The 13,178-nt window shown below is 53.0% G+C and carries 15 protein-coding genes; 13 read left to right on the plus strand and 2 right to left on the minus strand.

What is annotated here, in order from left to right:
* The first annotated feature begins 2 nt into the window (after positions 1 to 2).
* The 6 genes from ESZ91_RS05935 (at position 3) to ESZ91_RS05960 (ending at position 5,093) form a co-directional block, all read left to right on the plus strand.
* A complete protein-coding gene (locus ESZ91_RS05935; RefSeq protein WP_129225091.1) occupies positions 3 to 335 on the plus strand; it encodes a DRTGG domain-containing protein in 333 nt (110 codons plus the stop codon).
* The gene (locus tag ESZ91_RS05940) at positions 332 to 1,027 is read left to right on the plus strand and encodes a PHP domain-containing protein (RefSeq protein WP_129225093.1); all 696 of its coding nucleotides are present in this window, start codon (positions 332 to 334) and stop codon (positions 1,025 to 1,027) included. The genes ESZ91_RS05935 and ESZ91_RS05940 overlap by 4 nt, the downstream gene beginning before the upstream one ends.
* Position 1,028: 1 nt before the next feature.
* Positions 1,029 to 1,871, plus strand: a complete 843-nt coding sequence (locus ESZ91_RS05945) for an InlB B-repeat-containing protein (protein WP_129225095.1) — start codon at positions 1,029 to 1,031, stop codon at positions 1,869 to 1,871.
* A gap of 146 nt (positions 1,872 to 2,017) precedes the next feature.
* On the plus strand, positions 2,018 to 3,079 hold the full coding sequence (hisC, locus tag ESZ91_RS05950) for a histidinol-phosphate transaminase (protein WP_129225097.1): 1,062 nt from the start codon (positions 2,018 to 2,020) through the stop codon (positions 3,077 to 3,079).
* A 57-nt stretch (positions 3,080 to 3,136) separates the two neighbouring features.
* A complete protein-coding gene (locus tag ESZ91_RS05955) occupies positions 3,137 to 4,270 on the plus strand; it encodes a hypothetical protein (RefSeq protein WP_129225099.1) in 1,134 nt (377 codons plus the stop codon).
* A 22-nt stretch (positions 4,271 to 4,292) separates the two neighbouring features.
* Complete coding sequence (locus ESZ91_RS05960) at positions 4,293 to 5,093, plus strand: HAD-IIA family hydrolase (RefSeq protein WP_129225101.1); 801 nt, start codon at positions 4,293 to 4,295, stop codon at positions 5,091 to 5,093.
* A 41-nt stretch (positions 5,094 to 5,134) separates the two neighbouring features.
* On the opposite strand, the gene ESZ91_RS05965 is transcribed toward ESZ91_RS05960, so the two are convergent.
* A complete protein-coding gene (locus ESZ91_RS05965) occupies positions 5,135 to 6,523 on the minus strand; it encodes a citrate/2-methylcitrate synthase (RefSeq protein ID WP_236082715.1) in 1,389 nt (462 codons plus the stop codon).
* A 326-nt stretch (positions 6,524 to 6,849) separates the two neighbouring features.
* On the opposite strand from ESZ91_RS05965, the gene ESZ91_RS05970 reads away from it, so the two are divergent.
* The 6 genes from ESZ91_RS05970 to ESZ91_RS05995 all read left to right on the plus strand — a co-directional run bounded on the left by ESZ91_RS05970 (position 6,850) and on the right by ESZ91_RS05995 (position 12,293).
* Entirely contained in the window at positions 6,850 to 7,356 is a 507-nt protein-coding gene (locus ESZ91_RS05970) for an NADH-quinone oxidoreductase subunit NuoE family protein (protein WP_129225103.1), read from the plus strand.
* Positions 7,356 to 7,907 carry an ATP-binding protein gene (locus ESZ91_RS05975; RefSeq protein WP_201270860.1) on the plus strand — a complete coding sequence of 184 codons (552 nt, stop codon included), beginning with the start codon at positions 7,356 to 7,358 and terminating at the stop codon, positions 7,905 to 7,907. The genes ESZ91_RS05970 and ESZ91_RS05975 overlap by 1 nt, the downstream gene beginning before the upstream one ends.
* A complete protein-coding gene (locus ESZ91_RS05980) occupies positions 7,904 to 8,269 on the plus strand; it encodes a (2Fe-2S) ferredoxin domain-containing protein (protein ID WP_129225107.1) in 366 nt (121 codons plus the stop codon). Before ESZ91_RS05975 ends, ESZ91_RS05980 begins: the two co-directional genes overlap by 4 nt.
* 15 nt (positions 8,270 to 8,284) lie before the next feature.
* Positions 8,285 to 10,075: an NADH-quinone oxidoreductase subunit NuoF gene (locus tag ESZ91_RS05985; RefSeq protein WP_129225109.1), complete on the plus strand. Its 1,791-nt coding sequence runs from the start codon at positions 8,285 to 8,287 to the stop codon at positions 10,073 to 10,075.
* Between the two features lie 16 nt (positions 10,076 to 10,091).
* Positions 10,092 to 11,822, plus strand: coding sequence for an NADH-dependent [FeFe] hydrogenase, group A6 (locus ESZ91_RS05990; RefSeq protein WP_129225111.1), 1,731 nt, complete (start codon positions 10,092 to 10,094; stop codon positions 11,820 to 11,822).
* 66 nt (positions 11,823 to 11,888) lie between these two features.
* Positions 11,889 to 12,293 (plus strand): hypothetical protein, encoded by a 405-nt coding sequence (locus ESZ91_RS05995; RefSeq protein WP_129225113.1) that lies wholly within the window; start codon positions 11,889 to 11,891, stop codon positions 12,291 to 12,293.
* A 51-nt stretch (positions 12,294 to 12,344) separates the two neighbouring features.
* Here the strand turns inward: ESZ91_RS05995 and ESZ91_RS06000 are convergent, their stop codons facing one another.
* Positions 12,345 to 12,626, minus strand: coding sequence for a helix-turn-helix transcriptional regulator (locus tag ESZ91_RS06000; protein ID WP_129225115.1), 282 nt, complete (start codon positions 12,624 to 12,626; stop codon positions 12,345 to 12,347).
* Positions 12,627 to 12,736: 110 nt separating this feature from the next.
* Here ESZ91_RS06000 and ESZ91_RS06005 point away from each other — a divergent pair, with 110 nt between their 5' ends.
* Positions 12,737 to 13,165, plus strand: a complete 429-nt coding sequence (locus tag ESZ91_RS06005) for a DUF4190 domain-containing protein (protein WP_129225117.1) — start codon at positions 12,737 to 12,739, stop codon at positions 13,163 to 13,165.
* Positions 13,166 to 13,178 lie beyond the last annotated feature (13 nt).

The raw sequence follows: 13,178 nt of genomic DNA on the forward strand, positions 1-13,178 counted from the left end.
ATATGACGGTCAAAGAATGGTGCGCCCGCGCGGGCCTCACGGTATTTTGTTTGGGGAATCCCGACGCGGAGATAAAAAACGGCTATTGCGGCGACTTTTTGAGCAACGTGATCAGCCGCGCGCCCGACGCGTGCGCCTGGCTCACTGTGATGAATAACGTCAACGTGGCGGCGGTGGCGACGCTCGTCGACTGCGCCTGCGTGGTCCTGTGCGAGGGCGTAGCGCCCGACGAACCGCTTGCAGCGCGCGCCAAAACGCAGAATATCAATCTTTTGGGGTGTTCCAAAGACGTATATCAGACTGCAAAAATGCTTTTCGAAGCGTGCGGCGTATGAATATCTATTACGATTTTCACATTCATTCGTGTCTGAGCCCTTGCGGCGACGACGACAACACGCCCAACAACATCGTCAACATGGCGCTTATCAAAGGGCTGAACGCGATCGCGCTTTCCGACCATAACACGGGTAAAAACTGTCCCGCGACGATTGCTGCGGGTAAGAAAAACGGCCTGGTCGTGCTGCCCGCCATGGAACTCACCACAAGCGAAGATATACACGTTTTGTGCCTGTTCGAAAAGTACGAACAACTCGCCGCGCTGGAAGAATATATTGCTCCCCGCCGTTTGCGGATCAAAAACCGCGAGGAGATTTTCGGCAGACAACTCATTATGAACGAGTTTGACGAGTTGATCGGGCGGGAAGAGGATCTTCTCATCGTGAGTTCGGGCGTATCGGTAGAGGACGCGGCGGCGCTCGTCGAATCGTTCGGCGGACTCGCGGTCGCGGCGCATATCGACAAGCAGTCCAACGGTCTGATCGGCGTTTTGGGCGCGTTCGACTATCATCTCGGATTCAGACTCGTCGAAAGCCGCACGGGGAGCGGGGTGAAATTGCCCCGCCTCGTCGATTCCGACGCGCACCGTCTCTGGGAAATTTCCGAAGCGGAAAACGTACTCGACGTCGAAACGCTCTCCGCGCACGGCGTATTCGCCGCGCTCAAAAAACTGAGCGAAACGGAGGTTTGAAATGAAAAAGTTTATTGCTTTAACTATTATTTTATTGCTATCGGTAACTGTTTTATGTGGATTTAGAGCTTGCGGAAGTATTAAAGAAGATTTTTTCGATGACGGAGATTTTACTTATTACTATGCAAGCGATAAGGATTGTTACGCAATCGTCGATACTACGAAAGAGGGACGTAAAAAAGACACTTTGATCGTACCGGCGTATTATAAGGGAAAAGAGGTCCGTTATATTACCTATATAGATCATTCGCTTGCGCAAAACCGATATTTTATTTATACCCGTAATGCGAATAAATTATATTTGTCATATTTGCATGAAATGAGAGGGGACGACTATTTCGTAGATATATTGCCAAAAAAAGTTTACTTTGTTAAAAACGATGAAAGTTATGTAAACAGCATGTTAACATATATTAGATCTGGTGGTGGTATCAAAGCCTATGTTACGCCTTTGTTCTTTAATTATGCTATATGCTTGCTGAAAACAATGGATCATTATATTATTGAAAAAGAAACTGATAATTATTTTACGTATTACACGAAAGCTGCTAATATGACTAAAGGAGAAGTTCAAATCGCTAACACTTCATACCATTTCAACTACGAGGGAGCGCCGAACAATGGTTATTTTTTCATCGATGATTTTGCGAGAGGTGGAAAGATAGAAAATACGCCGTATGAACCGCAGAGAGAAGGCTATAATTTCGCGGGTTGGTATAAAGAATCCGAGTGCGAACATGTATGGGATTTTGCCGAGGATACATTACCAGCGGCGGAGTACGACGAACAGGGAAATCTGATTTTTACGGAAACGAAGTTATTTGCGAATTGGACGAAAAGTTAAATATAAATGTGTGGACGGCGCATATGCGCCGTCCGCGTTTTTGCCGAAAAAGGGCATTGTTTGTCGTACGGGGCGCGCGCGGCCGAGATTACTTGACAAATGAAAGTAAAAATAGTATGATTTTCGATGAAAAAGGACGGTAACATATGAAAAGTTTTTTAAGCCGCACGGCGCGCGAGATCGAGCCTTATACCGCGGGGGAACAGCCCGCCGATAGACGCTACGTCAAACTCAATACCAACGAAAATCCCTATCCGCCCTCGCCCGCGGCGAGAAAGGCGTACGAAACGTTTGATTTTTCTTCGCTCAATCTCTATCCTTCCCTGACGATGGACGCGCTGAGAGAAAATATCGCCCGCGCCGAAGGCGTTGCAAAGGAAAATATTTTCTGCGGCAACGGCAGCGACGAGATCCTCGCGCTGTGTTTTCCCGCGTTTTTCGACAGCGACGGAGAAGGCGCGGCTTTTGCCGAGATCACCTATTCCTTTTATCCCGTGTTCTGTGATTTTTTCAAGGTGAAGGCGCATACGATAGAGATGGAAGAGGACCTTTCTCTCGATCTTGCCAAACTGACCGCCGCAAAAGCGCAGGGCGTGCTTGTGGCGAATCCAAACGCGCCGACGGGCATCGGCATTCCCCTTGACGAAATGGAAGCGTTTATCCGCGCGAACGCCGCGCGCGTCGTCATCGTGGACGAGGCGTATATGCCGTTTTTCAACCAGTCGGCGGTATCGCTCGTCAAAAAATACCCCAATCTCGTCGTCGTCAAGACCTTTTCCAAGGGCTATTCCCTGGCGGGCATGCGCTGCGGCTACGCCGTTGCCGACCCCGCGCTCATTGACGGACTGGAACGCGTGAAGGACTGTTTTAATTCTTACCCCGTGGACCGCGTTTGTCAGGCCGTCTGCGCGGCGGCGATCGCGGACAAGTCCTATTACAACGAAAGGAACGCGATCGTCGTTTCCGAGCGCGAACGGGTGAGCGAAACGCTTGCAAAAAAGGGATTTACCGTTCTTCCGAGCAAGGCGAACTTTGTCTTTGCCGCGCATAAATGCCTTTCGGGGCGGCGCGTTTACGAAGAACTGCGCGCGCGGGGCGTGCTCGTGCGCCATTTTACAAAACCGAAAATCGAAAATTTCTGCCGCATCACGATCGGTTCACCCGAACAGAACGACGCGCTGTTTGCGGCGCTCGACGAAATTTTATAAAAATTCGAAAGCACAAAAGAGAAGGGAAAGAAAAATCGAGGAGTCTTTATGTGCGCTTTGAATTTACAAAAAAATGAAGCGGCCGATACGGATATCGTTTTCGGACCGCTCTGCGACGTCGCGAAACTCTTGCGCGGCTACATACCCTGCGGGAAAGTGGCGCTGATCGCCGACGGCGAATCCAACTTCCCCGCCGTGCAGACCATCCGCGCGGCGCTCAAAGGATTCGAATGTTTCTGCGTCGTCGCGGGCGAAGGCGACAACGCCTCGGGGCTTTTTTCCCTTCCCGACGACGTGCGCGCCGCGATCGCGGTGGGGAAAGGCGCGTTTTGTGCGGCGCGGTATTTTTGCACCCTCAGGGGCGCGTACTGTATAGTCGTGCCCGATCATGCGGATCTTTCCGCCGCGTTCGAAAATCCCGTGCGGCTGTTCGTGAGCGGCGGCTTTTCCCGCTATCCCGCAGATGCGCCCGACGCGGTCTATTGCGATCTTTCGCGTATCGGCTCGTACGACGCGGCGTACGGAAAGCTGTGCCTTTGCGCGCTCTCCGCATTCGACTGCGAGGCGCATTCCGTCTTTGCGGGCGGCGGCGACGCCTCCGCGCCGTATCACAGGTTCTTCGAGGACGCCGTGCGGCTCGCCGATTTCACGGGGCAGAATTTTCAAAGAGAACTGCTGTCATTGTCCGCGGATCTCGCGCTCTTTCTGAGCCGCAGAAAAAAACGCACCGCCGCGGAAATTTTTTCGAGGTTGCTCTGTAAAAAATGCGGCTGTACGGGCGGTTCGGCGGCGCTTTTTTCCTTTTGTTATCTCTTGGAGCGATACCGCCATTTCTTTCAGGCGGCGAAACCGCGCGCCTTTTACGTGCCCGATTACGCGCGCCGTATCCGCATTGCGGCGGCATACGCGGGAGAGGATGAACGCGCGCTCTTTCTCAAAAACAAAGTCCCTACGGCAAAGCGCACGGACGCGCTCGCCGAGGTGTTTACGGAGAGCCGCGCGGTATTTTGCCGCAAGGCGCAGAGCGTTGCGGTCTATACCGAACGGGTAAAGAGCGGACTCTACGCCCTGGGCGCAAAGGCGCCTGCGATCGACGCGGTGCGCGCGCACGAGGCGTTTTCCGCGGCGGCGGAACTTTCCGACATGCTGTCCGTTCCCGCGCTCATGCGGGATTTCGGATTGCTTACATAAAAATGCAAGGATAGATTTACTTATGAAAAATGAAAATCTTGCCCGTATCGCGCGGGAGTGCGACGTATTCCTTCTGGATATGGACGGCACCGTGTATTTGGGCGAGCGCCCGATCGGAGATATGCAAAATACCCTGCAAAAAATGCGCGGGGCGGGGAAATCCATCGTCTATCTCACCAACAATTCTTCTAAAAGCGCCGAAGAATATATACGCAAACTCGACCGCCTGCACTTTTGGGACGAGCGCGACAGCGTCTATACCTCCGGGATGGCGGCGGCGGAATATCTCAAAGAAACCCACGCGGGAAAGCGCGTGTACCTTGTCGGCACCGAGGCGCTGCGCGAAGAATTTTTGCGCGCGGGCATTGCGCTCTGCGAGGAATCGCCCGACGTCTGCGTGCTCGCCTACGACACGGCTCTCACCTTTGAAAAGATCCGCAAATGCAATGAATTTCTCGTCAAGGGCGCGTTTTACGTCGCCACGCACCCCGACGCGGTGTGTCCCGCCGACGGCGTTTCCTGGCCCGACGTGGGATCCTTTCTGAAATTGTTCGAAACTTCCTGCAAACGCCTGCCCGACGTGATCTGCGGAAAGCCGTACACCGTCATGGGCGACTGCGTGCGGCGCAAACTTTCTGCGCCCAAAGAGCGCATCGTCATGGTGGGGGACAGGCTGAATACCGATATCCGCTTCGGCGTCAACAACGGGTTCCGTACTCTTTTGGTTTTAAGCGGAGAGGCGACCGCCGAACAGGCGGAAACTTCCTGCGACCGCGCCGAGGCGGTGGCGGAAAGTTTAAACGAAATCGCCGAATATTTGTGATCAAAAAAAGCGTTCCGCATGATTTTTGCGGAACGCTTTTTTTATTGATCGAGTTTTCTCGATTCCAAAGGAACGTATTTCTGCCGCTTGGCGACTGCCTGATATCCCGGACGGATGATCTTGCCGCCGTTGGTCAGTTCCTCGATGCGGTGCGCCGACCAGCCCGCGATGCGCGCCACGGCGAACAGAGGCGTATACAGTTCGCGCGGCAGCCCCAGCATATCGTATACGAATCCCGAATAGAAGTCTACGTTGGGACTGACGCCCTTGTATATCTTGCGCTTTTCCGCGATCAGTTCGGCGGCGATATCCGCGACCGACTTGCGCATTTCGTATTCTTTCTCCATGCCCTTTTCCACGGCGAGTTTTTCCGCGAATTCCTTTAAAATGTCCGCGCGGGGGTCGGAAAGCGAATAGACTGCGTGCCCCATGCCGTACACGAGACCCGTTTTGTCGAACGCCTCCTTGTCGAGGATCTTAGCAATGTAATCCGTGAGTTTGCCGCGTTCGAAATCGGGCACGTTTTCTTTGATGGCGTCGAACATCTCGCACACTTTGATGTTGGCTCCGCCGTGTTTGGGTCCTTTGAGCGAGCCCAAGGACGCCGCCACCGAAGAATAGGTGTCCGTTCCCGAGGACGTGACCACGTGCGTCGTGAACGTGGAGTTATTGCCGCCGCCGTGTTCGGCATGCAGAACGAGGCAAAGGTCTAAGACCTGCGCTTCCAGTTGGGAAAACTTCATGTCGTCGCGCAGGGTGTAGAGGATGGTCTCCGCGGTGGAAAGTTCCTTTTTCGGCTTGTGGATGCAAAGCGACGCGTCGCTGTTGTTGTAGTTGTACGCTTTCTGCGAATAGACGCACAGAAGCGGGAACTGCGCGATGAGATGGAGCGACTGGCGCATCACGTTGCGGCGCGAAGTGTTGTCCGCTTTCGGATCGTACGAATAGAGGCTGAGAACGCAGCGCGCGAGCATATTCATCATATCCTTGGAGGGGGCCTTCATAATGATATCCCGCACGAAATTGGGATGCAGCACGCGAAGATCGCCCAAAAGTTCGCAAAAACGTTCGAGATGCTCCTTCGAGGGGAGATGCCCGAATAAAAGAAGATAAGTCGCCTCTTCGAATGCGAATCTACGGCCCGCCGCGCCCTTGACGAAATCGCGGATGTTCACGCCCCGATAATAGAGTTCTCCGTTTACGGGCACCTTGTTGCCTTCCGCGTCCTTGCCGAACGCGGTAATTTCGGATATTTCCGTCAGACCGCAGATCACGCCGTTGCCGTTGATGTCGCGAAGGCCGCGCTTCACGTCGTACTTTTCGTACAGTTTGGGGTTGATCACGTCGCTTTTGGAAGCGGCTTTCGTAAGTTCTGCAATATCCTGACCGTATTTTTTGGTAAGATATTCCATGTACTCGGTGTAGTTCATTTGATTCACCTCCTTTGGAATTGAAACGGGCGGAAAAAATACTAAAAGTCTCGCCCGTATGAAAGTCCTTATAGAATAACACAATTTTCACGATTTGTCAAGCCGTTGAAAAATTGGACGGCGCGGAGCAGAGTTTTTGCGTAAAAAACGAACGCCGAAAAAAATTTCGGCTTGTTTTTTTGTCGGAACGTGCGGAATTTTGGGAAAAATTATATTTTAGAAAACGGCAAGATATATTGAAATTTTTTTCGGAATATGATAAAATAAAAGCATTGAATAAAATGGGCGGATTGTCTTTTTCCATCCGCCGCAAAAATCGGAGGTAGATGAGGTTGGCTAAAAAAATCGACGTGCCCTTCAACGGCACGAAAGAGCAGGAAGAGTGCTTGAAAAGCGAACTCGCCGCGCTCAAAGAAAGCGGCGGCGAAGGGCTTTTGATCGCCGCCCTGCAAAAGGCGCAGGAGATCTACGGATATCTTCCCGAAGCCGTGCAGCAGATGGTCGCGGACGCGTTCGACGTATCATTGGCGGAAGTTTACGGCGTCGCCACGTTTTACGCGCAGTTTTCGCTGTACCCCAAGGGCCGCTATAAAGTGGGCGTTTGCCTGGGTACGGCTTGCTACGTGAAAGGTTCGGGCGAAGTGTATCAAAAGGTTTGCGATTCGCTGAAAATATCGGGCGGGGAATGTACGGACGATCTGAAATTTTCTTTGGACGCCACGCGCTGCATCGGTTGCTGCGGGCTTGCGCCCGTCATGACCGTCAACGACGACGTATACGGCAAAGTGACGGTGGACGAAGTGGAATCCATCCTCGCGAAATATAACGACTGATGCGCGAACTTGCTCTCAACGTGCTCGATATCGTGGAAAATTCGCTCGCCGCGGGCGCGAAACTCGTGAAAGTTGCTCTGACCGTGCGGTTATGCGATGATTTTCTTTCCATTTGTATCGAGGACGACGGCTGCGGCATGGACGAAACGACGCTTGCAAAGGCCTGCGACCCCTTTACTACCTCGCGCACGACGCGAAACGTGGGATTGGGGCTGCCGCTCTTCCGTTTTTCGGCCGAGAGCGCGGGCGGCGCCTTTTCCATCGAATCGAAAAGGGGCGAGGGCACAAGGGTAGAGGCGACCTATCGCATCGGACATATCGACAGAATGCCGCTGGGCGATTTCGGCGGCGTCGTTTTGCAGATGGTCACGATGAACGAGCGGGTGGACTTTTATATCACCGTTTCCGACGGGGAACAAACGGGCGTGCTCGACACGCGCGAGATCAAAGAAATTTTGGGGGATATCTCCTTAACGGATCCCGAAGTGAGAGCATATCTCAAAGAGTATATTCAGGAAAATTTAGTCAGTGTTTACGGAGGTAAGTTATGAAGAGTTTGGAAGAACTCAAAGCCCTGCGCGATAAAATGAAATCGGCCACGGACAACCGTGCCGTCGCGGGCGACGACGAAGTAGTCGTCAAGGTCGGTATGGCGACCTGCGGCATCGCCGCGGGCGCGCGCCCCGTTCTCGGCGCGCTTTTGGACGAAGCGGATAAACGGCAACTGCACAACGTCAGCATTTCGCAGACGGGCTGCATCGGGCTTTGCAGGTTAGAGCCCATTGTGGAAGTATTTAAGAACGGGGAAAAATATACGTATGTTTTGATGACTCCCGAAAAGGCGCGAAGAGTCGTTGCCGAGCACGTCGTCAACGGCAACGCGGTCAAAGAGTTTTTGATCGCGGAGAAATAACGCGGAGGAGTTTTCATGTTCAGGACACACATTTTGGTTTGCGGCGGTACGGGCTGTACCTCCAACAATTCTATGAAAATATACGATAAACTCGTGGAGGGCATCAAACGCGAGGGGCTGGAAAGCGAAGTGCACGTGACGAAAACTGGCTGTTTCGGACTTTGCGCGCTCGGTCCCATCATGATCGTCTATCCCGAAGGCGCCTTCTATTCACAGGTGAAAGTGGAGGACGTGGACGAGATCATCGCCGAGCATATCGTGAAAGGGCGTATCGTAACGCGGCTTCTCTACACCGAAACGGTGGGGGACGACGGCAATATCAAGGCGCTCAACGATACGCAATTCTATAAAAAACAGATGCGCCTCGCCCTTCGTAACTGCGGCGTGGTCAATCCCGAAAAAATCGAAGAATACATCGCCTACGACGGTTATCAGGCGCTAGGCAAAGTGCTCACGGAAATGACGCCCGAAGAAGTCATCGAGGAAATTTCCAAGTCGGGCTTGCGCGGCCGCGGCGGCGCGGGCTTCCCCACGGGGCGCAAATGGCAGTTCGCCAGAGCCTCCAAGGGCGATAAAAAATACGTCTGCTGCAACGCGGACGAGGGCGATCCCGGCGCGTTCATGGACCGTTCCATTCTGGAAGGCGACCCGCACGCCGTCATCGAGGCGATGGCGATCGCCGCCTACGCCATCGGTTCCGACCAGGGCTACGTATATATCCGCGCGGAATATCCCATCGCGGTGCAGAGATTGACGATCGCCATTCAGCAGGCGAGAGAGTACGGGCTTTTGGGCAAGAACATTTTCGGAACGGATTTCTGTTTCGATCTGGATATCCGTCTCGGCGCGGGCGCGTTCGTCTGCGGCGAAGAAACGGCGCTGATGACCTCTATCGAAGGGCACCGCGGCGAGCCGCGTCCCCGTCCCCCGTTCCCTGCGGTCAAGGGACTGTTCGGCAAACCGACCATTCTCAATAACGTGGAGACCTACGCCAACGTGCCGCAAATCATCTTGAAGGGCGCGGATTGGTTCTCCTCCATCGGCACGCCCAAGAGCCGCGGCACAAAGGTGTTCGCGCTCGGCGGAAAAATACACAATACGGGACTCGTGGAGATCCCCATGGGCACCACGCTCAGAGAGATCATTTACGATATCGGCGGCGGCTGCCCCAACGGCAAAAAATTCAAGGCGGCGCAGACGGGCGGCCCCTCGGGCGGCTGTATCCCCGCGCACCTCATCGATACGCCCATCGACTATGACAACCTGATCGCCATCGGCTCCATGATGGGTTCGGGCGGCCTCATCGTCATGGACGAAGACAACTGCATGGTCGATATCGCCAAATTCTTCCTCGAATTCACCGTGGACGAAAGTTGCGGTAAGTGCACGCCCTGCCGCGTGGGTACCAAGCGCCTTTACGAACTTTTGTGCAAAGTGACCGACGGCACCGCGACCATGGAAGATCTGGATAAGATGGAAGAGTTGTGCTATTATATCAAAGAAAATTCCCTTTGCGGCCTCGGCCAGACGGCGCCTAACCCCGTGCTCTCCACCCTGCATTATTTCAGGGACGAGTACGAAGCGCACGTCAAGGAAAAGAGATGTCCCGCGGGCGTCTGCAAAAAACTGTTGCAGTACCGCATCGTCGCGGACAAGTGCAAAGGCTGTACGCTCTGCGCGAGAAACTGCCCCGTGGGCGCGATCTCGGGCACGGTGAAAAATCCTCACGTCATCGATACGGGCAAGTGCATCAAATGCGGCGTCTGCATGGAAAAATGTAAGTTCGGCGCGATCGTAAAGGCGTAAAGGGGGAGAAAAGACAATGGTTAATTTAAAGATCAACAATATTCCCGTGCAGGTCAAAGAGGGCACCACGATTCTGGACGCGGCTAAGAGCGTAGGTATCAATATCCCCACCCTGTGCTATTTGAAAGACATCAACGAGATCGGCGCGTGCCGCGTGTGCGTCGTCGAAGTCAAGGGCGCGAGAAGCCTCGTCGCTTCCTGCGTGTATCCCGTCAACGAGGGCATGGAAGTTTTCACCAACACCGAAAAGGTGAGAAAGTCGAGAAAGACGACTATCGAACTTTTAATGTCCGACCATAAAAAGGAATGCCTGTCGTGCGTGCGCAGCACCAACTGCGAATTGCAGACGCTTTCCAACGAATACGGGTGCGACGCCGCCGCTTTCCAGGGCGAGCGCAACCTGTCCGAACCCGACGAATCCACTTCCTATCTCGTGCGCGACAATGAAAAATGTATTCTCTGCCGCCGCTGCGTAGCCACGTGCAAGAGCGTGCAGCAGGTCGCGGTCATCGCGCCCAGCCGCCGCGGATTCAAGACGCATATCGGCTGCGCGTTCGAAAGCGACCTCGCGGACGTTCCCTGCGTCGCCTGCGGTCAGTGCATCGCGGTGTGCCCGACGGGCGCGCTGCACGAGCGCGAGGAGATCGACAACGTGCGCGAAGCGATCGCAGACCCCGAAAAGGTTGTCGTCGTGGCGCCCGCGCCCGCCGTCCGCGCCGCTATCGGCGAAGAGTTCGGCAACCCCGTAGGCACCAATACCGAGGGCAAAATGTTCACGGCGCTCCGTATGCTCGGCTTCGACAAGGTGTTCGACGTCAACTTCGCCGCCGACCTCACCATCATGGAAGAGGCGAACGAACTCGTCGAGCGCGTCAAAGAGGGCGGCAAACTGCCCATGTTCACGAGTTGCTCGCCCGGCTGGATCCGCTATGTGGAATATTACTATCCCGAACTGATCCCCAATCTCTCTTCGTGCAAATCGCCCATGCAGATGTTCGGCGCCACGGTCAAGACCTATTACGCGCAGAAAGAGGGCATCGACCCCAAAAATATTTACGTGGTCGGCGTGATGCCCTGCACAGCGAAAAAATTCGAGCGCACGCGCGACGATCAGTCCGCGAGCGGCTATCCCGATATCGACGCGGTGCTCACCACGCGCGAACTTGCGAAAATGATCCGCACAGCGGGCATCTTGTACAACGAACTTCCCGACGGCACCTTCGACAACCCTCTGGGCGAATTCACGGGTGCGGGCGTCATCTTCGGCGCGACGGGCGGCGTGATGGAGGCGGCGCTGCGTACGGCGGCGGAAACCATTACGGGCAAGAGCCTCGACGCGGTCGATTACAAGGCTGTGCGCGGTATGCAGGGCATCAAAGAGGCGGAATACGACCTCAACGGGCTCAAAGTCAAAGTGGCGGTCGCGTCGGGCCTCACCAACGCCAAAGCGCTGTGCGAGAAGATCAGAAAGGGCGAATGCGACTACACTTTCGTGGAAGTGATGTGCTGCCCCGGCGGCTGCATCAACGGCGGCGGACAGCCCATTCAGAGCGCGTACACGCGCCGCACCGTGGATATCAAGGGCAAGCGCGCCAAAGCGCTGTACGACGAGGACAAGAAGTCCGATATCCGCAAGAGCCACGAAAATCCCGCCGTCAACAGTCTTTATAAAGAATTTTTCGGCGCTCCCGGCTCCCACAAAGCCCACGAGATACTCCATACAAAATACGTAAACCGTAAAAAATAACGGACGGAAAGCCCCGCTCGAAAAGAGCGGGGCTTCTGCAAAAAGGAAAATAGGGGGGATATAAATATGTTTCAATGCGAGCATTGCGGCGCGGAACTGGAAAAGGACAGCAATATGTGTCCCGTCTGCGGATACGACAGGGCGTTGGCGAAAAATTTGCGCCTGGAATACGCGGAAAAGACGCTCGACGTCTTGGAAAAGTACGGTGCGGCGGATAAGCCGCGCCAGAGCGCGTCTTCCGTCGTGGGATTCATATTGGGGCTTGCGTCCTTTTTCTGCGGCTGCAATATCATACTTGCGATCATGGCGATCGCCTTTTCTTGCGAGTCGGGACAAAATTTAACGACGCGCAAAAATGCGTTTTCCCGCGCGGGACAGATATTGGGCGTTATTTCGATCATATTGTTCGTCATCGCGCTGATCCTGTACTATGCCGCGCATATCGACATTTACAATTACATACGCTTATAAACAAGGAAAAGAGCGCGATAACAAACGTCCCCGCAAAAGCGGGGACGTTTGTTATTTTAGATTTAAAAGATCCTGCACCACACATTTGATATGTGAAATTTCTTTTTCGTTCAGTCCTTTTACATTGATTGTTTCTGAAGAATCTAAATCTAAAAGATTGTCCGTCGTGACATTAAAAATTTGCGCAAGTTTTACGAGCATTTCAATAGAAGGAAGCACGTTGTCGTTTTCCCAATTCGATACGCACTGCTTGCTTACCCCCAATTTTTTTGCCAATTCTACTTGACTGATTTGAAAAGAAAGGCGCAGCCTTTTTATATTATCGTTTAACATTGTATTTCTCCGAATTGACTAATATAACAATACTATTATATATAAATACTTGACTTTTTAAAAATACTATAGTATACTAAATGTGGACAAGAAAAATAACGGAGGATATTATGAAAATTTGTAAAGAATGCGGGGAAGAGTTGGAGGAAGACTGTTTGGTTTGCCCTGAATGTTTACATGAAGTAGTGTCTATGGAAGATGTGATCATTAAGGAACAGTCGCAGAAGGATTCAAAAGAAGAGGATAAACGCACCGAGACTTCTCAAGTGGATAATAACAGTCAAAATGAAAAGAATGCGAACATTTATGGGTTGGTCGGCATGATAGTGGGAATCGTAGCGTTTCTGATCGGTTGGATTATGATTTTGGCGGGCATTGTTTTGGGGGTAATAGGTATAGTATTTTCCGCATTAGGTATAACAAAACGGCAAGAATGTACAATGAATGCTTTTGCGATTGCTGGTATCTCGGTAAGTATTGCTACGGTTGCATTTCTAATTCTATTTTGGATAATTACAGCAAGTAATATAGGTATTTAAAAGGAAAGGGCGC

It is taken from the genome of Candidatus Borkfalkia ceftriaxoniphila (assembly GCF_004134775.1).
GTDB lineage: Bacteria > Bacillota > Clostridia > Christensenellales > Borkfalkiaceae > Borkfalkia > Borkfalkia ceftriaxoniphila.